The organism is Burkholderia metallica (genome assembly GCF_001718555.1).
In the GTDB taxonomy this organism is placed as follows: domain Bacteria; phylum Pseudomonadota; class Gammaproteobacteria; order Burkholderiales; family Burkholderiaceae; genus Burkholderia; species Burkholderia metallica.
In genome coordinates, this window is sequence record NZ_CP013401.1 from 2,919,220 (window position 1) to 2,938,635 (window position 19,416).

At 69.8% G+C, this 19,416-nt stretch carries 17 protein-coding genes; 11 read left to right on the forward strand and 6 right to left on the reverse strand.

The annotated features are described in order from the left end of the window. The first annotated feature begins 115 nt into the window (after positions 1–115). The 3 genes from pdxH (at position 116) to WJ16_RS13205 (ending at position 3,406) form a co-directional block, all read left to right on the forward strand. Positions 116–760 (forward strand): pyridoxamine 5'-phosphate oxidase, encoded by a 645-nt coding sequence (gene pdxH / locus WJ16_RS13195; RefSeq protein WP_069257428.1) that lies wholly within the window; start codon positions 116–118, stop codon positions 758–760. Between the two features lie 121 nt (positions 761–881). Further along, the gene (locus WJ16_RS13200) at positions 882–2,102 is read left to right on the forward strand and encodes an SAM-dependent methyltransferase (protein WP_069257429.1); all 1,221 of its coding nucleotides are present in this window, start codon (positions 882–884) and stop codon (positions 2,100–2,102) included. Between the two features lie 23 nt (positions 2,103–2,125). After that, positions 2,126–3,406 carry a DUF72 domain-containing protein gene (locus WJ16_RS13205; RefSeq protein WP_069257430.1) on the forward strand — a complete coding sequence of 427 codons (1,281 nt, stop codon included), beginning with the start codon at positions 2,126–2,128 and terminating at the stop codon, positions 3,404–3,406. A gap of 24 nt (positions 3,407–3,430) precedes the next feature. Here the strand turns inward: WJ16_RS13205 and msrA are convergent, their stop codons facing one another. Continuing rightward, the gene (gene msrA / locus WJ16_RS13210; RefSeq protein WP_069257431.1) at positions 3,431–3,991 is read right to left on the reverse strand and encodes a peptide-methionine (S)-S-oxide reductase MsrA; all 561 of its coding nucleotides are present in this window, start codon (positions 3,989–3,991) and stop codon (positions 3,431–3,433) included. A 580-nt stretch (positions 3,992–4,571) separates the two neighbouring features. Between msrA and WJ16_RS13215 the strand changes: the two genes are divergently transcribed. The 3 genes from WJ16_RS13215 to WJ16_RS13225 all read left to right on the forward strand — a co-directional run bounded on the left by WJ16_RS13215 (position 4,572) and on the right by WJ16_RS13225 (position 7,489). After that, a complete protein-coding gene (locus tag WJ16_RS13215) occupies positions 4,572–5,978 on the forward strand; it encodes a selenium-binding protein SBP56-related protein (RefSeq protein ID WP_069257432.1) in 1,407 nt (468 codons plus the stop codon). Next, positions 5,975–6,640: a hypothetical protein gene (locus WJ16_RS13220; RefSeq protein WP_069257433.1), complete on the forward strand. Its 666-nt coding sequence runs from the start codon at positions 5,975–5,977 to the stop codon at positions 6,638–6,640. The genes WJ16_RS13215 and WJ16_RS13220 overlap by 4 nt, the downstream gene beginning before the upstream one ends. A 339-nt stretch (positions 6,641–6,979) precedes the next feature. Then, a complete protein-coding gene (locus WJ16_RS13225) occupies positions 6,980–7,489 on the forward strand; it encodes a flavin reductase family protein (protein WP_069258058.1) in 510 nt (169 codons plus the stop codon). On the opposite strand, the gene WJ16_RS13230 is transcribed toward WJ16_RS13225, so the two are convergent. Beyond that, positions 7,476–7,976, reverse strand: coding sequence for an Lrp/AsnC family transcriptional regulator (locus WJ16_RS13230; RefSeq protein ID WP_006477992.1), 501 nt, complete (start codon positions 7,974–7,976; stop codon positions 7,476–7,478). The two genes, WJ16_RS13225 and WJ16_RS13230, sit on opposite strands and share 14 nt — an antisense overlap. 130 nt (positions 7,977–8,106) lie before the next feature. Here WJ16_RS13230 and kynB point away from each other — a divergent pair, with 130 nt between their 5' ends. The 3 genes from kynB (at position 8,107) to kynA (ending at position 11,039) form a co-directional block, all read left to right on the forward strand. Further along, a complete protein-coding gene (kynB, locus tag WJ16_RS13235; protein ID WP_069257434.1) occupies positions 8,107–8,748 on the forward strand; it encodes an arylformamidase in 642 nt (213 codons plus the stop codon). A gap of 25 nt (positions 8,749–8,773) precedes the next feature. Further along, the gene (gene kynU / locus WJ16_RS13240; protein WP_069257435.1) at positions 8,774–10,027 is read left to right on the forward strand and encodes a kynureninase; all 1,254 of its coding nucleotides are present in this window, start codon (positions 8,774–8,776) and stop codon (positions 10,025–10,027) included. A gap of 79 nt (positions 10,028–10,106) precedes the next feature. Next, the gene (gene kynA / locus WJ16_RS13245) at positions 10,107–11,039 is read left to right on the forward strand and encodes a tryptophan 2,3-dioxygenase (RefSeq protein ID WP_069257436.1); all 933 of its coding nucleotides are present in this window, start codon (positions 10,107–10,109) and stop codon (positions 11,037–11,039) included. 31 nt (positions 11,040–11,070) lie between these two features. On the opposite strand, the gene WJ16_RS13250 is transcribed toward kynA, so the two are convergent. The 4 genes from WJ16_RS13250 to mdlC form a co-directional block, all read right to left on the reverse strand. Next, positions 11,071–12,585: an MFS transporter gene (locus tag WJ16_RS13250; protein WP_418219838.1), complete on the reverse strand. Its 1,515-nt coding sequence runs from the start codon at positions 12,583–12,585 to the stop codon at positions 11,071–11,073. A gap of 151 nt (positions 12,586–12,736) precedes the next feature. Further along, a complete protein-coding gene (locus WJ16_RS13255; protein ID WP_069257437.1) occupies positions 12,737–13,669 on the reverse strand; it encodes a ketopantoate reductase family protein in 933 nt (310 codons plus the stop codon). A 14-nt stretch (positions 13,670–13,683) separates the two neighbouring features. Further along, entirely contained in the window at positions 13,684–15,135 is a 1,452-nt protein-coding gene (locus WJ16_RS13260; RefSeq protein ID WP_069257438.1) for an aldehyde dehydrogenase, read from the reverse strand. 29 nt (positions 15,136–15,164) lie between these two features. Next, on the reverse strand, positions 15,165–16,772 hold the full coding sequence (gene mdlC / locus WJ16_RS13265) for a benzoylformate decarboxylase (RefSeq protein ID WP_069257439.1): 1,608 nt from the start codon (positions 16,770–16,772) through the stop codon (positions 15,165–15,167). A 99-nt stretch (positions 16,773–16,871) separates the two neighbouring features. Here mdlC and WJ16_RS13270 point away from each other — a divergent pair, with 99 nt between their 5' ends. Beyond that, complete coding sequence (locus WJ16_RS13270; protein ID WP_069257440.1) at positions 16,872–17,783, forward strand: LysR family transcriptional regulator; 912 nt, start codon at positions 16,872–16,874, stop codon at positions 17,781–17,783. Between the two features lie 223 nt (positions 17,784–18,006). Beyond that, positions 18,007–19,401 (forward strand): D-arabinitol 4-dehydrogenase, encoded by a 1,395-nt coding sequence (gene dalD, locus WJ16_RS13275; protein ID WP_069257441.1) that lies wholly within the window; start codon positions 18,007–18,009, stop codon positions 19,399–19,401. Positions 19,402–19,416: the final 15 nt, after the last annotated feature.

Consider the following 19,416-nt stretch of genomic DNA (forward strand, 5'->3'; position numbering starts at 1 on the left):
ACGTAAGTCGTGCAGCCCTCTATTCTGCCTGAACTCCCCGCTCGCACGCGCCACTGTGCACGCACGTTTCTCGCGCGTTCGCTACAATGGTTCCCGATTGAAGCGTTTGCATAACATGACGACTCTCGCCGATCTCCGCATCAATTACTCACGTGCTTCGCTCGACGAAGCCGATGCCGCCCCCGACCCGTTCGTCCAGTTCGACCGCTGGTTCAAGGAGGCGCTCGCCGCCAAGCTGCCCGAGCCGAACACGATGACGCTCGCGACCGTCGGCGCCGACGGCCGGCCGTCGGCACGCATCGTGCTCGTCAAGGGCGTCGACGATCGCGGGTTCGTCTTCTTCACCAATTACGAAAGCCGCAAGGGGCGCGATCTTGCCGCGCACCCGCAGGCCGCGTTGCTGTTCTACTGGATCGAGCTCGAGCGCCAGGTGCGCATCGAAGGCCGGATCGAGAAAACCAGCGCCGAGGAAAGCGACCGCTATTTCGCGTCGCGCCCGCTCGGCTCGCGCATCGGCGCATGGGCGTCCGAGCAGAGCGCCGTGATCGACAGCCGCGCCACGCTCGAAGCGCAGGAAAAGGCCGTCAGCGAACGCTACGGCGACGACCCGCCGCGCCCGCCGCACTGGGGCGGCTACCGCGTCGTGCCCGATTCGATCGAGTTCTGGCAGGGCCGCCCGTCGCGGCTGCACGACCGCCTGCTCTACACGCGCGACGCCGCGGCGGCGTCGGGCTGGTCGATCTCGCGCCTGTCGCCGTAAGCGCGGCGCCGGCGCACGCCGGTCGTGTCTCGTGTTGCATCCGGGCGCCCGCTTCGCAAGCGGCGGGCGCCGGTCAAGATACTTGGCTGTATTCGATTCAACGAACAAACGGAGAATCCAAATGTTCTGGGAAAAGAAGCTGGCACAGTGGGCGGACGAGGTACGGGCCAAAGCGAACATACCGGCGCGCCTCGTGCTGTGGAACGGCGACCAACTCGATTTCGGCACCTTCAGCGCGCCGCAGGTCACGCTGAAAGTGAACAGCGCGTCCGCGTTGCCGCTGCTGCTCGAACCGAGCCTCGACAATCTCGGCGAGGCGTACGTGAAGGGCAAGATCGACATCGAAGGCAAACTGTCGGACATCATCAACATCGGCTACTCGCTCGCGCGCAGCACGGTCACGAGCGCGAGCAAGCTGGCGCGCGTGAAGCGCTACTTCAATCACACTAAGAGCACCGACAAGAAGGCGATCCAGTATCACTACGACGTCTCGAACGAGTTCTACCAGCTGTGGCTCGACGAGAACATGGTGTACTCGTGCGCGTATTTCGAGAACGGCGACGAGGATCTCGCCACCGCGCAGATCAAGAAGATCGACCACATCCTGACGAAGATTCGGCTCGAGCCCGGCCAGCGCCTGCTCGACATCGGCTGCGGCTGGGGCGCGCTCGTGCTGCGCGCCGCGCAGAAGTTCGGCGCGCAGTGCCTGGGCGTCACGCTGTCGCAGAACCAGTTCGACCTCGCGACCGCGCGCGTGAAAGCCGCCGGGCTCGAGGACCGGATCGAGATCCGGCTGCAGGACTATCGCGAGATCGACGGCCAGTTCGATCGCATCACGAGCGTCGGGATGTTCGAGCACGTCGGGCGCAAGAACCTGCCGCTCTATTTCTCGCGCATCCACGACCTCCTCACCGACGACGGCATCGCGATGAACCACGGGATCACGTCGACCGATGCGGAAAGCGGCGAGACGGCGCTCGGCGGCGGCGAGTTCATCGACCGCTACGTGTTCCCGGACGGCGAGCTGCCGCACATCAGCCTCGCGCTGGAAGCCGCGCAGCGCGGCGGACTCGAAGCGATTGACGTCGAAAGCCTGCGGCGGCACTATGCGCGCACGCTCGACATCTGGACGGAAAACTTCGAAGCGAAGGCCGACGCCGCGCGACAACTCGTCGACGACGAAAAATTCCGCATCTGGCGCGTGTATCTCGCCGGCTGCGCGTATGCGTTCGAGCACGACGACGTGTCGATCTTCCAGATCGTGTGCCGCAAGGCCGGGCAGAGCGCGAAATCGCTGCCGTGGTCGCGGCGCTATATGTACGAACACACGCTGCCGCGCTAGGCAGCGCTTCACGCTGGGCATGCATGGGTGACGGCAGCACGCGGCGCAAGGCGCCGCCGGAACGACAGCACGACGACGACGCGCCGCACGCCGACGGGCAATTCGACCTGTTCGGCGTGCCGGCCGATGCCGCACGCACGTCGCCCGACGACGGCCCGCCTGCCGATAGCGGCGACGCGGTGATACCGGATACGCGCGACGGCGCGCCACCGGCACCGCGCGCCCGCTCGCGTTCTTCCGACGAAACACCGGCCGCCGCGTCCGGGCTGCTGTGGGACGAACCGCCGCCGCCCGCCGGGCCGCCGAAGAAAGGCCGGCGCCGGCGCGGCGTGCTGCCCGCACCGATCGCGCCCGACGTGGCCGATGCAGCGGCCGCACTGCCGCCGAACGTCCGGCTCGGCACGTCGTCGTGGTATTTCCCCGGCTGGGACGGCATCGTCTACGACGGCGACTTCGCGCAGACGAAACTCTCGCGCGAAGGGCTCGAAGCGTATGGCGCGCATCCGCTGCTGAAGAGCGTGAGCCTCGACCGGTCGTTCTACGGCCCGCTGTCGGTGGCCGACTACCTGCGCTACGCGCAGCAGGTCCCCGACGATTTCCGCTTCGTCGTGAAGGCGCCGGCCGCCGTGACCGACGCGGTCATCCGCGGCCGGCGCGGCGAACCGTCGGGGCCGAATCCGACCTTCCTCGACGCGGATCTCGCCACCCGCGAATTCGTGCAGCCGTGCGTCGAAGGGCTCGGCCGGAAAGCCGGCGTGCTCGTGTTCCAGTTCTCGCCGCTGCCCGATCAACTGCTCGCGCAACCGGCCGCACTGATCGACCGGCTCGCCGCGTTCTTCGCGGCGCTGCCGCCGTTGCCGCCGGAAGCCGACGGCCCCCGCTATGCGATCGAGATTCGCGACGCGAGCCTGCTCACGCCGCGCTTCATCCGCGCGCTCGCCGCACTCGGCGTGCGCTACTGCGTCGGCCTGCATGCGCGGATGCCCGACCCGCTGCGCCAGGCGGCCGCGCTCGCGCTGCTCGACGGCGACGCGCCGGGCCCGCTGATCGTGCGCTGGAGCCTGCACGGCGGGTTCAAGTATGAGCAGGCGAAAGCGAAATACGAGCCGTTCGACAAGCTCGTCGACGAGGATCCCGCCACGCGCTCGGCGCTCGCCGAACTGGCCGCGCGCTATGCGCTGGCCGGGCAGCCGGTGATCATCACGATCAACAACAAGGCGGAAGGCTCCGCGCCGCTGTCGTGCATCGCGCTCGCGCGCGAAATCGCCGCCGTGTGCGCGCAGTGGCGCAACGAGGCGGCGTAACGCGCGGTGCGGCCGGTCAGGCGCTCACGCGCCGCGCAGCGACTTCAGCCGGTGCGAGAACTTCTGGCGGAATTTCGCGAGCTTCGGCCCGATCACGACCGAGCAATAGCCCTGCCCCGGGTTGCGCGCGTAATAGTTCTGATGATAGTCCTCGGCCGGCCAGTAGTTGTCGTCGAGCGGCACGACCTGCGTGACGATCGGCTGCCCGAACACCTGCTCGCGCTCCAGCTCGCGGATCACGTCGAGCGCCGTGTCGCGCTGCGCGTCCGAGTGCGTGAACACGACCGAACGGTATTGCGTGCCGACGTCGTTGCCCTGCCGGTTCAACTGGGTCGGATCGTGCGTCGCGAAGAAGATCTCGAGGATCTCGCGATAGCCGATGCGCGCCGGATCGAACGTCACGTTGACGACTTCCGCGTGACCCGTGTCGCCCTCGCAGATGTCGCGATAGCCGGGATTGCGCATATGGCCGCCCGCGTAGCCCGACTGGACGGCCGTCACGCCGTCGACGTCGAGAAACACCGCCTCCGTGCACCAGAAACACCCGCCTCCCAACGTCGCGGTTTCAAGCATCTCGTTCACCATGAATTCAGTCCCTCGTTGATGTCGACCGCCGGCACGCATGCGCCGGCGCCACCCTTGCGTCTCGCCGCGGGCGACCCCGGAACGGGCCGCAACGGCACGTCGGCAAGTATCTCACTCGCGCGCGAACCTGACAGCTTGTACAGGCGCCGCGCGCGACCGGCCGCCGCTTTCTCGTCTACACTTAGGCACGCATGAGCACGGCGGTGAACCCGCCGTCTCGCGCAACGCGCCCGCTGCATGCCCACCCCTGATGCAAACACTCTCTGCCGGAGCATCGATATGCATGCCTTAACATACTGCATCCGCCTGACCCGCGCTGCAGCCGCTGCATCGCGGGCCGCCGCTTCGATCGCGCCGCCCCGCCGCCGTGCATCCGTCGCCCCCCGCGCGCAGCGACCCGGCGCATCGCGTTTGACCGCTTTCGCGATCTGACGCACGGCGCCGCACGCGTTGCAGACGCGTGCGTCCGCCTGCCGATCGCGCCCGCCGGCGCACTGCGCGCCGCGCGGCAACCACGGACGGTACGCCCGCAACGAACGGCCGTGCCGCCACGATCCGACACCATCGAGAGGGCATCACCATGAGCATGCGGCCTGACCCGACGTTTCACGCTTCGCCCGAGCTTGCGATGCAGGCGCCGGCGGAGGAATTTGCCTATACGTTGTTGTTGAGCCCCGATTTTTCCAGACCCGACGCGCTCGCCGTGATCGACGTGAAGCCCGGCTCGCCGACCTACGGAAAAATCGTGCATACGGTGACGATGCCGAACACCGGCGACGAGTTTCATCACTTCGGCTGGAATGCGTGCTCGTCGTCGCTGTCGCCGCTGACCGGCCATGCGTTCCTCGAACGCCGCTTCCTCATCATTCCCGGCCTGCGCTCGTCGCGCATCTACGTGATCGACACGAAGCCGCATCCGACGCAGGCACGCATCCACAAGATCGTCGAGCCCGACGAGATCTTCGCGAAGACCGGCTATTCGCGGCCGCACACCGTGCATTGCGGGCCCGAGGGCATCTACGTGAGCACGCTCGGCGGCGCGGGCAAGGACGGCACCGACGGCGCGCCCGGCATCTTCATCATGGATTGCGAGACCTTCGACGTGCTCGGCCGCTGGGAGATCGACCGCGGCCCGCAGGACAAGCATTACGACTTCTGGTGGAACCTGCCGCGCGACTACATGGTGTCGAGCGAATGGGCGCTGCCGCCGCAATTCGAGAACGGCATCGTGCCCGAGGACCTGCTCGCGAACAAATACGGGCACCGGCTGCATTTCTGGGATTTGCGCGCGCGGCGCAACGTGCAGACGATCGACCTCGGCGCGCAGCACCAGATGGCGCTCGAAGTGCGCCCCGCGCACGATCCGGTGCGCGAATACGGGTTCGTCGGCGTCGTGGTCGATACGACCAATCTCGAAGGCTCGATCTGGACCTGGTGGCGCGAAGACGGCCGGTTCCATGTGAAGAAAACCGCGACGATCCCGGCCGAGCCGGCCACGGCCGACGAGCTGCCGCCGCTGCTCCAGGGATTCGGCGCGGTACCGCCGCTCGTGACCGACATCGACCTGTCGCTCGACGACCGCTTCCTGTACGTGTCGTGCTGGGGCACGGGCGAAATGCGCCAGTACGACGTGTCCGACCCGCACAACCCGGTACTCGCGGGATCGGTGCGCATCGGCGGCATCGCGCGCCGGACGCCGCACTCGAACGGCCGCCCGTTCGCAGGCGGCCCGCAGATGGTCGAGATCAGCCGCGACGGCAAGCGCGTGTACTGGACCAACTCGCTGTATTCCACGTGGGACGACCAGTTCTATCCGGACGGCGTGCCGGCCGCGCAGGTGCTCGCGCACGTGGGGCCGGAGGGCGGGCTGACGCTCGCCGACGATTACTGGGTCGAGTTTCCCGACGGCTATCGCGCGCACCAGATCCGGCTCGAAGGCGGCGACTGCTCGACCGACTCGTTCTGCTATCCGTCGGTCAAGCGGTGAACACCGGCCTTCATGCCCAGGTCGCGCTGTGGGCGGCCGTACTCGCGAGCGGCGTGTATCACGGGCTCAACCCCGCGATGGGCTGGCCGCTCGCGGTGTCGAACGCATTGATGACGCGCCGCGGCGGCGCGCTCGTCGCGGCGCTCGGCTATCTCGCGCTCGGCCATGCGCTCGCGGTGTTCACGGTGATGCTGCCGTTCGGGCTGCTCGCCGCGCTGCTCGCGTGGCAGACGGCAATCCGGATCGGCGCGAGCGCGCTCGTGATCGGCTTCGGCGCCGTGCTGCTGATCCGGCGCCGGCATCCGCGTGCGCTCGCGCGCATTCCGCCCGCGCGGCTCGGCCTGTGGTCGTTCGCGGTCGCGATCGCGCATGGCGCGGGGCTGATGCTGGTGCCGATCTACCTGGGGCTCTGCGGGCTCGACCGTGATGCCGGCCATCGCGCGGCGGCCGCGCTCGTCGATACGCACCTCGGGATGGCGCTCGTCGTCGCGGCCGTGCATGCGGTTGCGATGATCGCCGCCGGCGGCGGGCTCGCGTGGCTCGTCTATCGCTATCTCGGGCTGAAGTTCGTCGCGCGGAGCTGGTTCAATCTCGACGCGGTATGGGCGTCGAGCCTGATCGTGACGGGTGCGCTGTCGCTCGGACTGGCGGCGTCGCGATAGCGCGGGGGATCGTCGGCAGATGCGGCGCGGCGGCGCCGGACGAAGCGGCGGCGGCGCCGGACGAAGCGGCGGCGGCGCACGAAATGGGTGGTGGACGCGTGGCGGAACGGCCCTGCCGGCGGCGTCTACGCGACGCATCCGGCCCCGCGCGACAGTGTTCGCTACCTCACCCTGCCCCCGCGATGCGCCGTCCGGCCGGGCCCGGCGGCGCCGATTCCGCTAAAATCGGGCCATGCGCATCCCTTCTCCTTCGACCGCCTTGTCGCCTTTCGTCCGCCGTGCCCGCTCCACCCGCGTCGCGCCGCGTCGGCCCGTCTCGTTCCGGATGGCCGCGCGATGATGAGCCACGCCAATCCGCCGGATTTCGACTCGGCCGCCTTCCGGCAGGCGCTCGGCCAGTTCGCGACGGGCGTGACGGTGATCACGACGCGCGCGCCGTCCGGCCAGCTGATCGGCATCACGGCCAGCTCGTTCAACTCGGTTTCGCTCGATCCGCCGCTCGTGCTGTGGAGCCTCGCGCACAAATCGGCGTCGACGCCGGTGTTCCGCGGCAACAGCCATTACGTGGTGAACGTGCTCGCGGCATCGCAGCTCGACCTGTGCAAGCGCTTCTCGACCTACAAGGGCGACCGCTTCGAGGGGATCGCGCATGCGGCCGGCAATTCGGGGATGCCCGTGCTCGACGGCGCGCTCGCATGGTTCGAATGCCACAACCGCAGCCGCTACGACGAGGGTGACCACGTGATCTTCGTCGGTGAAGTGGAGCGCTGCGGCGTGCGCGCGGTATCGGACACGACACCGCCGCTCGTGTTCCACGGCGGCGGCTTCCACGGCCTCACACCGCTTTGATCGCCCCCGTGCGCGCCAGCCCGACCGGCGCGCCGGCTTCGTCCTTCAGCGTCTGCAGCACGATGTTCGAACGGATGTCCATCACGCCCGGCGCCTTGTAGAGCCGGTTCAGCACGAAATCCGAATAGTGCTTGAGGTTGTGCGCGAGCACGCGCAGCAGATAGTGGCTCTCGCCCGTCACGACGAACGCGCCGACCACCTCCGGCCATTCGCGCAGCGCTTCCGCGAAACGCTCGTGCCATTGATTCTCTTCGTTGCGCATCGATACCTGCACGAACGCCTCGAGCTCGAAGCCGAGCTTCTCGCGGCTCAGGCACGCGCGATAGTGCTCGATCACGCCCTGCTCTTCGAGCAGGCGCATGCGGCGCAGGCAGGCGGATGGCGAAAGCGAAATGCGTTCCGCCAGGTCGAGATTGCTGATTCTGCCCTCTTCCTGCAGGACCGCCAGAATCCGGCAGTCGGTGGCATCGAGCGTGATCGCGTGCATTTTTGGTCCCCGTTTTCCCTCTGAGTCGAATTATCTGCCAATCCGGCGGATTGTCCATGTTTATTTCGCAAGCACTTTCTGCGAGCGTCCACCTATCATTCGAAGGATCGAGTCACCGAATCGTCATGCCATGGACACCCTCTGGGACATCTCGCCGCCCGTCAGCCCCGCCACCCCCGTGTGGCCGGGCGATACGCCGGTTTCCGTCGAACGCGTGTGGCGGATGGAGGCCGGCTCGCCGGTCAACGTCGCGCGCCTGACGCTGTCGCCGCACACGGGCGCGCACTGCGACGCGCCGCTGCACTACGACGCCGACGGCGCGCCGATCGGCGCCGTGCCGCTCGACACCTATCTCGGCCCGTGCCGCGTGATCCATTGCATCGGCGCGTCGCCGGTCGTGCAGCCGGCCGATGTCGCGCACGCACTCGACGGCGTGCCGCCGCGCGTGCTGCTGCGCACCTGTGCGCGCGCCAGCGTCGAGCAGTGGGACAGCAATTTCTGCGCGGTCGCGCCCGAAACGGTCGACCTGCTCGCCGCGCACGGCGTGACGCTGATCGGCATCGATACGCCGTCGCTCGACCCGCAGGAATCGAAGACGATGGATGCGCATCACCGCGTGCGCGCCCACCGGATGGCGATCCTCGAAGGCATCGTGCTCGACGACGTGCCGCCCGGCGACTACGAACTGATCGCACTGCCGCTGAAGTTCGCGACGCTCGACGCGAGCCCCGTGCGCGCCGTGCTGCGCGCGCTGCCCGCGCGTGCCGCCTGATTACCCCGACTGACGACCCAACATCATGATCAAGACCCGTGAAGACGCGCTCGCGCTAGACCGCGACGACCCGCTCGCCCCGCTGCGCAACCAGTTCTCGCTGCCCGACGGCGTGATCTACCTCGACGGCAACTCGCTCGGCGCGCAGCCGCGCGCATCGGCCGCCCGCGCGCAGCAGGTGATCGGCGCCGAATGGGGCGACGGCCTGATCCGCAGCTGGAACACGGCCGGCTGGTTCGCGCTGCCGCGCCGTCTCGGCGACAAGCTCGCGACGCTGATCGGCGGCGCCCCCGGCGAAACGGTCGTGACCGACACCATCTCGATCAACCTGTTCAAGCTGCTGTCGGCGATGGTGCGCCACCAGGCCGGGCGCGCGCCCGAGCGCCGCGTGATCGTGTCGGAACGCTCGAACTTCCCGACCGACCTGTACATCGCGCAGGGGTTGATCGAACAGCTCGGCGGCGACTACGAACTGCGGCTGATCGACGACCCGGCGGACCTGCCCGGTGCGCTGGGCGCGGACACGGCCGTCGCGATGATCACGCACGTGAACTACCGCACCGGCTACATGCACGACATGGCGGCCGTCACGCAGCTCGTGCACGACGCGGGCGCGCTGATGCTGTGGGATCTCGCCCACTCGGCCGGCGCGGTGCCGGTCGACCTGAACGGCGCGCGCGCGGACGGCGCGGTCGGCTGCACGTACAAGTACCTGAACGGCGGCCCCGGTTCGCCGGCCTTCGTGTGGGTGCCGCAGCGCCATCACGCGCATTTCTCGCAGCCGCTGTCCGGCTGGTGGGGCCACCGCGCACCGTTCGCGATGGAGCCGGGCTTCGCGCCCGACCCCGGCATCGCGCGCTTCCTGTGCGGCACGCAGCCGATCGTGTCGATGTCGATGGTCGAATGCGGGCTCGACGTGTTCCTGCAGACCGACATGCACGCGATCCGCCGCAAGTCGCTCGCGCTGACCGACGCGTTCGTCGGGCTCGTCGAAGCGCGCTGCGCGGGCCAGTCGCTGAAGCTCGTCACGCCGCGCGCGCATCACCAGCGCGGTTCGCAGGCGAGCTTCGAACATCCGCACGGCTACGAGGTGATGCAGGCGCTGATCGCGCGCGGCGTGATCGGCGACTACCGCGAGCCGTACGTGCTGCGCTTCGGCTTCACGCCGCTCTATACGCGCTTCGTCGACGTGTGGGACGCCGTCGAGACACTGCGCGACATCCTCGCCACCGACGCGTGGAAGGCGCCCGAGTTCGCCGAACGCGGCGCGGTGACCTGATCCGCTTCGCGCGGCGCCTGCAGCGCGCGCGCCGCACCCCCGTCATTCCAATCTGGAGAGCATCGTGAATTCTGGTCATATGCAGCCACCCGGCGGCGACGCGCCGGCGGGCTGCCCGTTCTCGGGCGCACGCGCCGCACAGCCGGCGCAAGCGGCACACGCGACGCACGAAGCGACGCACGTGCCCGGCGACGCCGGCTGGCACGACGCGCAGCTCGATTTCTCGAAGTCGATGAGCTACGGCGACTACCTGTCGCTGAATTCGATCCTCGACGCGCAGCATCCGCTGTCGCCCGATCACAACGAGATGCTGTTCATCATCCAGCATCAGACGAGCGAGCTGTGGATGAAGCTCGCGCTGTTCGAGCTGCGCGGCGCACTCGACGCAGTGCGCACCGACGCGCTGCCGAGCGCGTTCAAGATGCTCGCGCGCGTGTCGCGGATCCTCGAACAGCTGGTGCAGGCGTGGAACGTGCTGTCGACGATGACGCCGTCCGAGTATTCGGCGATGCGCCCGTATCTCGGCCAGTCGTCGGGCTTCCAGTCGTACCAGTATCGCCAGCTCGAATTCCTGCTCGGCAACAAGAACGTGCAGATGCTGCAGCCGCATGCGCACCGCCCCGACATTCTCGAACAGGTGCGCGCGACGCTCGAGGCGCCGTCGTTCTACGACGAAGTCGTGCGCCTGCTCGCGCGGCGCGGCTTTGCGATCGCGCCGGAGCGGCTCGAGCGCGACTGGACGCAGCCGATGCGGCACGACGAGACGGTCGAGGCCGCGTGGCTCGAGGTGTACCGCCATCCGCAGCAGCACTGGGAGCTGTACGAGATGGCCGAGGAACTCGTCGATCTCGAGGACGCGTTCCGCCAGTGGCGCTTCCGTCACGTGACGACGGTCGAGCGCATCATCGGCTTCAAGCAGGGTACCGGCGGCACCAGCGGCGCGCCGTACCTGCGCAAGATGCTCGACGTCGTGCTGTTCCCCGAACTCTGGCACGTGCGCACCACGCTGTAACGCGCGCCGCGCCCCCGGCGCCCGCCCGCCGTCACGACGACGTGCGGGCCAGTTCCTCCCCTTCGCGCGGCTGCACGGCCGCGCGCGACAGTCGCGGGATATGCCGTCGCACGACGAGCAGCGCGACGCAGACGATCCCCATCGCCGCCGCCAGCATCGTCAGGTAGGCCGTGGCGCCGCCCGCGGTGATCACGAGCGCGCCCGCGAACGCGCTGAGGATCGCGCCGAGCCGGCCGAACGCGAGCGCGCTTGCGGTGCCCGTCGCGCGCACGGCGGTCGGATAGATGTACGCACAGAGCGCATACATCGTCGATTGCACCGCGTTTACGAACAGCCCGTGCAGGCCGAGTCCGACGATCAGCCAGCCCGTATGGCGGCCGGCATCGACACCCATCAGCCACACCGCGCTCGCCGCGCCGCCGATGCTGCACAGCGCAAGCGGCCAGCGCGACCCCGCGTGCGCGATTGCCCACGCGCACAGCAATGCGCCGATCACGCCGCCGAGGTTGTACGCGGTGAGCCCCGAGCCCGCGACCGACACGCTCAACCCGCTCGCCGCGAGCATCGTCGGCAGCCAGCTGAACGCCGCATATACGGCAAGCAGGCACATGAAGAACGCGCACCACAGCGCGATCGTGTCGCGCGCGTGGCCGCTCGCGAACAGCGCGCCGAAGCCGCCGCGGCCGCCGGCCGCGCGGGCGTCCGTCATGTCGGTGAAGGTGGTGCCCGGCGCGACGGGCCGCCCCATGCGCGCGAGCAGCGCGCCGAGTTCCGGCCAGCGCGCGGGGCGACGCGCGAGATAGCGCGGCGATTCGGGCAGCGCGCGCACCAGCACGAAGCCGAGCACGAGCGGCAACGCGCCGCCCGCGAAGAACAGCCCGCGCCAGCCGTAGCGCGGCAGCACCTCGTGCGCGAACAGGCCGGCCAGCATCCCGCCGAGCGGCACGCAGACGATCGTCGCGGTCACCATCATCGTGCGGCGCCGCGCGGGCGTGTATTCGGCCGTCATCGTCGTGGCCGTCGGCAATGCGCCGCCGATCCCGAGCCCCGCGCAGAAGCGCAGCAGCGCGATCGCGGTGACGTCGGGTGCGAAGCCGATCGCGCAGGTCGCGATGCCGAACAGGAACACGCTGCCGATCACGGCGTGGCGGCGGCCGAAGCGGTCCGCGACGATCCCCGCGCACGCGCTGCCGATGCCCATCCCGATCAGCCCGGCCGCCACCGCCGGCGCGAACGCGCCGCGCGTGATGCCCCATTCGCGGATCAGCACCGGAATCGCGAAGCCGATCAACTGGCCGTCGAAGCCGTCGAGCACGATCGCGAGCGCGGCGAGCAGCACCACGCAGCGCTGCATCGTCGTGAACGGCCCGTCGTCGAGCGTCGCGCCGATGTCGACCGGCGGCGGCTGCAATCCGTCGCGCGTACTCATGCCCCCTCCCGTGCGCCGCACGCCGGCGGCAACGTGCGCGAACGGCGCGCGGCAAGACAACGGCATTCGATGGTTTTCATGGTGTCTCCGGTGGTCCGGGCTGGCGCGCTCGCGCATGCCCCGATCTCGTACTGCGCAGTCGGCCAGCGTCGACGCATCGGCGCCGGCTCCGGTGTCTCGTCCAACCTGTTTCGATCCAGTGCGCCGTCGCCTGCGCGCGACGCGCCCGTCCCGTCGTGCCGCGCACGCCGCGCCGCCGGCCCGATGCTCAGTCGAGCCGCGCGTCGATCAGCCGGACGAGCGCGAGCAGCGTCTCGGCATGCGGCACCGCGACGCCCGCTTCGCGCGCGGCCGCGACGACCTTGCCGTTGATCGCGTCGATTTCCGTGCGGCGGCCCGCGAGCACGTCCTGCAGCATCGACGGGCGATGGCCGCGATGCTCGCAAATCGCGTGCTCGACGTTGCGCGCGATCCTTTCGCCGTCGACCGCGATGCCCTTCGCGCGCGCGACGGCGGCCACCTCGGCCGCGATCGCGAGCGCGAGCCGCGGCCCGTCGTGATGGTTGCCGAGCTGGTTGACCGTACAGCCGGTCGCCGCGCACAGCGTGTTGAGCGCCGCGTTGAACGCGACCTTCTCCCAGATCGCGGCCCACACGTCGGCATCGAGCGTGCACGCGAGCCCCGCATGCGACAACGTATCGGCCACCGTCGCCGCAAACGGCCGCGCCGCGCCGTCAGCCGTCATCATGCGGATCGTGCCGGCGCCGTGCGAGCGCACGTGCGCGGGCCCCGCGGCGTCGGCCGGCCACGTCGTCACGCCGACCAGGATGCGTTCGAGCGGCACGAACGCATTCAGCGCCTCGACGTTGCCGAGCCCGTTCTGCAGCGTCAGTACGTGCGTGTCCGGCGTCAGCAGCGCGCGCACGCCGTCGAGCGCGGCACGCGTATGCAGCGATTTCGTGAAAACGATCAGCAGGTCGAACGATGCGCCTGCCTCCGCCTGCGCGGCTTCCGGCCGCACGGCCCGCAGCGTACGAACGCGCCGCTCGCCGCGATCGTCGTCGATGCGCAACCCGTCGCGACGGATCGCATCGAGATGCGCGTCGTTCACGTCGATCAGCGTGACGGCTTCGCCGCTTTCGGCGAGCCGCCCGCCGAACAGCGAGCCCATCGCACCCGCGCCCAGAATCGCGATTCTCATCGTCGGCGCCCTCGTCAGAACGGATAGTGGCGCGGCGCGGTCTGCACGGTGATCCAGCGCAGGTCCGTGAACGCGGCGATGCCGGCCTTGCCGCCGAAGTGGCCGAAACCGCTATCCTTCACGCCGCCGAACGGCATCTGCGCCTCGTCGTGCACGGTCGGGCCGTTCACGTGGCAGATGCCCGATTCGATGCGTGCGGCGACGCGCATCGCGCGCGCGACATCGCGGCTGAACACGGCCGACGACAGCCCGAACGCGTTGTCGTTCGCGCAGCGGATCGCGGCGTCCTCGCCGTCGACGCGCACGATGCCCTTCACCGGGCCGAACGACTCCTCCGCATAGAGGCGCATCGCCGGCGTGACACGGTCGAGCAGCGTGGCCGGATACAGCGTGCTGTCGGTCTTGCCGCCGCACACGAGCGTCGCGCCGTGCGCGAGCGCATCGTCGATCAGCGCGTTGCAGCGCTCGACGGCCTTCATGTCGATCAGCGAACCGAGCACGACGGGCCCGTTGCGAGGATCGCCGAGCGGCAGCGACGCGGCCTTGTCGGCGAGCTTCGCGACGAACGCATCGGCGACGCTCGAATCGACCACGATACGCTCGGTCGACATGCAGATCTGCCCGGAATTCGCGAACGCGCCGAACGCGGCCGCCGCGACCGCCGCGTCGAGATCGGCATCGTCGAGCACGACGAACGGCGCCTTGCCGCCGAGTTCCAGCACCGACGGCTTCAGGTGGCGCGCGCACGCTTCGGCGACGATCCGGCCGACGCGCGTCGAGCCGGTGAAATTCACGCGGCGCACGGCCGGATGCGCGATCAGCGCGTCGACGACGGCGCCCGCATCCTCGGGCGCGTTCGTCACGAAGTTCACGACGCCCGGCGGCAAGCCGGCTTCCTGAAGCGCCTCGACGATCAGCCCGTGCGTGACGGGGCACAGCTCCGAGCCCTTCAGCACGACCGTATTGCCGCACGCGAGCGGCAGCGCGAGCGCGCGCGTCGCGAGGATCACCGGCGCATTCCACGGCGCGATGCCGAGCACGACGCCGGCCGGCTGGCGCACGCCCATCGCGAGCGAACCGGGCACGTCGGACGGAATCAGCTCGCCGCCGACCTGCGTGGTCAGCGACGCGGCCTCGACGAGCCCGCTCGCGGCGAGCTGCACGTTGAAGCCGGCCCACAGTGCGGATGCGCCCGTCTCGGCCGCCATCGCCGCGACGAACTGCGCGTGCTTCGCTTCGAGTGCGGCGGCCGCCTTCAGCAGCAGCGCGCGGCGCGCGCCGGGGCCGAGCGCGGCCCAGTCGGGAAACGCACGGGCGGCTGCGTCGGCGGCCGCGCGCGCATCGTCGACGGTGGCCGCCGGCGCTTCGGACGCGATTTCGCCGTCGAGCGGGTTGCGGCGCACGAAGGTCGCGCCGCTGGACGAATGACGGCGTTCGCCGCCGATCAGCATCGATACGGTTTGCATGAACTCTCCGGAAAGACGCGCACCGCGCGTCAGGCAATATCGACTTCGACCACGACCGGCGTCGCCGCACGCAGCGCATCGGTCAGCGTCTCGCGGAGTTGCGCGGCCGCGCTCACGCGCACGCCTCGGCAGCCCATGCCCTGCGCGAGCGCGACGAAATCCAGGTTCGGCAGATCGGTGCCCTGCACGGGGTCGCCGGGGCCGAAGCCGAACACCGGCGCGAAATCCTGCAGCGCCGCGTAACGCCGATTGTTCAGGATCACGAACGTGATCGGCAACTTCAGCTGCGCGGCACTCCACAGCGCCTGGATCGAATACAGGCTCGAGCCGTCGCCGATCAGCCCGATCACGCGCCGCCCCGGCCGCGCGAGCGCGACCCCGACGGCGGCCGGCATCCCGTAGCCGAGCCCGCCGCTGTCCATCGTGTAGAACGTGCCGCTGTGCGTGAACGGCAGATGCGCCTGCATCACCGGCCGCGCGCTCGGCGCTTCCTCGACGACGATGTCGCGTGCGTCGCGCACGTCGGCGAGCGTCTGCAGCGCGAACGCGACCGACATGCGCTCGCCGTCGGCCGGCGGTTCGACGCGCACGTGCGGCGGCCGCGGCGCGGGCATCGGCCGCTCGGGCGGTGCCGGGCGTTCGAGCAGGTCGCGGGCGGCAAGCCGCAGGTTGCCGACGACCGCATCGCCCGACGGCGTCCACGCGGCGATGCCCGGATCGTCGACGAGCTGCACGAGCGTCGCACCCGGCGGCACGTGCGGGCCGAAGCCCTCGATGTGATAGGTGAACGCGGGCGCCCCGAGCGCGAACACGAGGTCGTGCCCGTCGAGCCGCGCGACGATCTTCTCGCGAATCGCCGGCAGGAAGCCGGCGAACAGCGGATGGTCCTCGGGAAAGCTGCAGCGCCCCGACATCGGCGCGACGTACACGCGCGCACGATGCCGCTCGGCGAGCCGCACGACCTCGTCCCACGCACCGGCGCGATCGACGGCCGCGCCGACCACGAAGGCGGGACGCCGCGCGGCGTCGAGCGCGTCGCCGAGCCGCGCGAGCGCGTCCGGGTCGGGCCGCACGACGCTGCTGACGGCGCGGCGCGGCAGCAGTTCGGCCGGCTGGTCCCAGTCGTCGACCGGGATCGACACGAACACGGGGCCGCGCGGCTCCTGCATCGCGATGCGGTACGCGCGCGCGATCGCGGCCGGCACGTCCTGCGCGCGCGCCGGCTCGATGCCCCATTTCACGTACGGCTTCGGCAGCTCGGCGGCCTGCGTCGCACCGAGGAACGGATCGAACGGCAGGATCGCCCGCGCCTGCTGGCCCGCGGTGACGATCAGCGGCGTGCGGTTCTTGAACGCGGTGAAGAGATTGCCCATCGCGTTGCCGACGCCCGCCGCCGAATGCAGGTTGACGACCGCCGCATTGCCGGTGGCCTGCGCATGGCCGTCGGCCATCCCGACCACGACGGCTTCATGCAGGCCGAGCACGTAGCGGAAATCGTCCGGGAAATCGCGGAACATCGGCAGCTCGGTCGAACCGGGATTGCCGAACACGCGGTCGATGCCGAATTGGCGGAGCAGATCGACGACCGCATCGCGAACGGTGATCGATGCGGCGGAAAGGGGCGGATGGCCGGACATGCTCGGGGGTCTCCTGGATCGCTTGGCGGTTTCCACAGTATCGAAGCGCAAGCCATTCTCGGATACTGTATTTTCTGCAAAAAGCCATACCGCTCCGACATGACTTTCGATCTCCGACAATTGCGCGCCTTCACGACGATCGTTGCGTGCGGCAGCCTCGGCCGCGCGGCCGACGCGCTGCATGTCACGCAGCCCGCGCTGAGCCGGATCCTGAAGCGGCTCGAAGACCAGGTCGGCGCGCCGCTGTTCGAGCGCCACTCGAAGGGCGTGCAGCTGACCGCGTTCGGCGACGCGTTGCTGCCGCATGCGACGCTGCTGCAGCACGAGGCCGAGCATGCGCGCGAGGAGCTCGACGCGATGCGCGGCTTCGCGAAGGGCACGATCAAGGTCGGCACGGTGGGCAGCATTGCGAGCCTCGTGCTGCCGGTCGCGGTGGGTCGCGTGCTCGACCGCTGGCCGAACCTGCGCGTCGAGATCCTCGAAGGCGTGTGGGACCGCCTCGCGGAAGGGCTGAACAAGCACGAGATCGATCTCGCGCTGTCCGCGCACGGGCCCGACACCGACGAGATCGTCGCGATTCCCGAATGCCGCTGGGAGGATCGCAGCCACATCGTTGCGGCGCCGCAGCATCCGCTGCGCGCGCTCGGCCGCGCGCCGACGCTCGCCGATACGCTGCACGCGCGCTGGGCGATTCCGCCGCGCGGCACCGCGCCGTTCGACCACATGCGCGCGACCTTCGACGCGCAAGGGCTTCCGCTGCCCGACATCGCGGTCGAAACACGCTCGGTGACGACGCTGAAAAGCCTCGTCGCGCATGCCGGCTTCCTGAGCTGGATGGCCGAGCCGATGTACGGCGCCGAGCAGCGCGCCGGCACGATCGACACGCTGCCGGTGCGCGAAGTCGTCGCGGTGCGCACGCTCACCGCGTTCCGGCGCCGCCACGGCATCCTGCCGGGGCCGGCCGGCAAGCTGCTCGACGAACTCGTCGCGTTGACCCGCGAAGGACGCTGACCGCGCGTCGACCACCGGCCGCCCGTTCGCCCGCCCTCCCTCCCGCCCGCTCCCTCCCGCCCGCTCCCTTCCCGCCCGGCCCGCCCGCCCGCACGCCGCAGCGCACCATCGAAAGGCCATTTTCCCGCCTTGACTTTCGCGCGCCCGAATACGATCATTCGCTCACACAACGAGCAAATGATCGTATTCGACAGAACAGTCTGGCACGAACAGGAGACACCGGATGAGCGCATCGCCCTCCGCCCGCACGCCCGTGCTGCTGCACATCGGCGCGGGCTCGTTTCACCGCGCGCACCAGGCGTGGTATCTGCATCGCGTGAACGCGGCCGTGCCGGCCGACGAGCGCTGGTCGCTCGCCGTCGGCAACATCCGCGACGACATGCGCGCGACGATGGACGCGCTCGCCGCGCAGCACGGCGCCTACACGCTCGAAACCGTCACGCCGCAAGGCGAACGCGCATACGAGACGATCCGCGCGATCACGCGCGTGCTGCCGTGGTCGATCGACCTCGCGGCGCTGATCGACGCCGGCGCCGATCCGGCCTGCCGGATCGTGTCGTTTACCGTCACCGAAGGCGGCTACTACCTCGACGAACACAACCGGCTCGACATCGCGAACGCCGATCTCGCCGCCGACCTGCAGGGCGCGCGCACGACTCTGTACGGCGCGCTCGCGGCGCTGCTCGCCGAACGCGTGCGGCGCGGCGCGGGCCCGCTCACGCTGCAAAGCTGCGACAACCTGCGCAACAACGGCGCGCGCTTTCGCGCGGGCATGCGCGAATTCCTCGAACGGCGCGGGCAGGCCGACCTGCTCGCGTGGTTCGATGCGCACGTCGCGACGCCGAGCGCGATGGTCGACCGCATCACGCCGCGCCCGACCGCCGACGTGCGCGAGCGCGTGCTCGCGGCCACCGGCTTCGACGATGCATGCCCGGTGATGGGCGAATCGTTCATCCAGTGGGTGATCGAGGACCGTTTCGCGGCCGGCCGGCCGCGCTGGGAGCTGGCCGGCGCCGAACTGGTGGACGACGTGCACCCGTACGAGGAAGCGAAGATCCGCATCCTCAACGCGACGCACAGCTGCATCGCGTGGGCCGGCACGCTCGCGGGCCACACGTACATCCACGAAGGCACGCACGACGCGGCGATCCGCCGCTTCGCGCACGACTACGTGACACAGGACGTGATCCCGTGCCTCACGCCGAGCCCGCTCGATCTCGCGCGCTACCGCGACGTCGTGCTCGAACGCTTCGGCAACCCGTACGTGCTCGACACGAACCAGCGCGTCGCGGCCGACGGCTTCTCGAAGATTCCCGGCTTCATCGCGCCGACGCTCGTCGAATCGTTCGCACGCGGCGCGGCGCCGGTCGCGACCGCGGTGCTGCCCGCGCTGTTCCTGCGCTTTCTCGAACGCTGGGCGCGCGGCGCGTTGCCGTACGCGTACCAGGACGGCGTGATGGACGACGGCGCCGCGCGCGCGATCGTCGCCGCCGCCGATCCGGTCGTCGCGCTGTGCGCGAGCCGCGCGCTGTGGGGCTCGCTCGCCGGCAACGCGGCGCTCGTCGACGCGCTACGCGCCGGGCTCGCGCGCGTCGATGCGTGGCTCGCGGCGCACTGACGCGCATCCGGGCGA

Excerpts from the sequence above, each read along its gene's own strand:
- pdxH (WP_069257428.1), top strand. The coding sequence starts at position 116 with ATGACGACTCTCGCCGATCTCCGCATCAATTACTCACGTGCTTCGCTC.
- WJ16_RS13200 (WP_069257429.1), top strand. The coding sequence starts at position 882 with ATGTTCTGGGAAAAGAAGCTGGCACAGTGGGCGGACGAGGTACGGGCC.
- WJ16_RS13205 (WP_069257430.1), top strand. The coding sequence starts at position 2,126 with ATGGGTGACGGCAGCACGCGGCGCAAGGCGCCGCCGGAACGACAGCAC.
- msrA (WP_069257431.1), bottom strand. The coding sequence starts at position 3,991 with ATGGTGAACGAGATGCTTGAAACCGCGACGTTGGGAGGCGGGTGTTTC.
- WJ16_RS13215 (WP_069257432.1), top strand. The coding sequence starts at position 4,572 with ATGAGCATGCGGCCTGACCCGACGTTTCACGCTTCGCCCGAGCTTGCG.
- WJ16_RS13225 (WP_069258058.1), top strand. The coding sequence starts at position 6,980 with ATGAGCCACGCCAATCCGCCGGATTTCGACTCGGCCGCCTTCCGGCAG.
- WJ16_RS13230 (WP_006477992.1), bottom strand. The coding sequence starts at position 7,976 with ATGCACGCGATCACGCTCGATGCCACCGACTGCCGGATTCTGGCGGTC.
- kynB (WP_069257434.1), top strand. The coding sequence starts at position 8,107 with ATGGACACCCTCTGGGACATCTCGCCGCCCGTCAGCCCCGCCACCCCC.
- kynU (WP_069257435.1), top strand. The coding sequence starts at position 8,774 with ATGATCAAGACCCGTGAAGACGCGCTCGCGCTAGACCGCGACGACCCG.
- kynA (WP_069257436.1), top strand. The coding sequence starts at position 10,107 with ATGCAGCCACCCGGCGGCGACGCGCCGGCGGGCTGCCCGTTCTCGGGC.
- WJ16_RS13250 (WP_418219838.1), bottom strand. The coding sequence starts at position 12,585 with ATGCGCGAGCGCGCCAGCCCGGACCACCGGAGACACCATGAAAACCAT.
- WJ16_RS13255 (WP_069257437.1), bottom strand. The coding sequence starts at position 13,669 with ATGAGAATCGCGATTCTGGGCGCGGGTGCGATGGGCTCGCTGTTCGGC.
- WJ16_RS13260 (WP_069257438.1), bottom strand. The coding sequence starts at position 15,135 with ATGCAAACCGTATCGATGCTGATCGGCGGCGAACGCCGTCATTCGTCC.
- mdlC (WP_069257439.1), bottom strand. The coding sequence starts at position 16,772 with ATGTCCGGCCATCCGCCCCTTTCCGCCGCATCGATCACCGTTCGCGAT.
- WJ16_RS13270 (WP_069257440.1), top strand. The coding sequence starts at position 16,872 with ATGACTTTCGATCTCCGACAATTGCGCGCCTTCACGACGATCGTTGCG.
- dalD (WP_069257441.1), top strand. The coding sequence starts at position 18,007 with ATGAGCGCATCGCCCTCCGCCCGCACGCCCGTGCTGCTGCACATCGGC.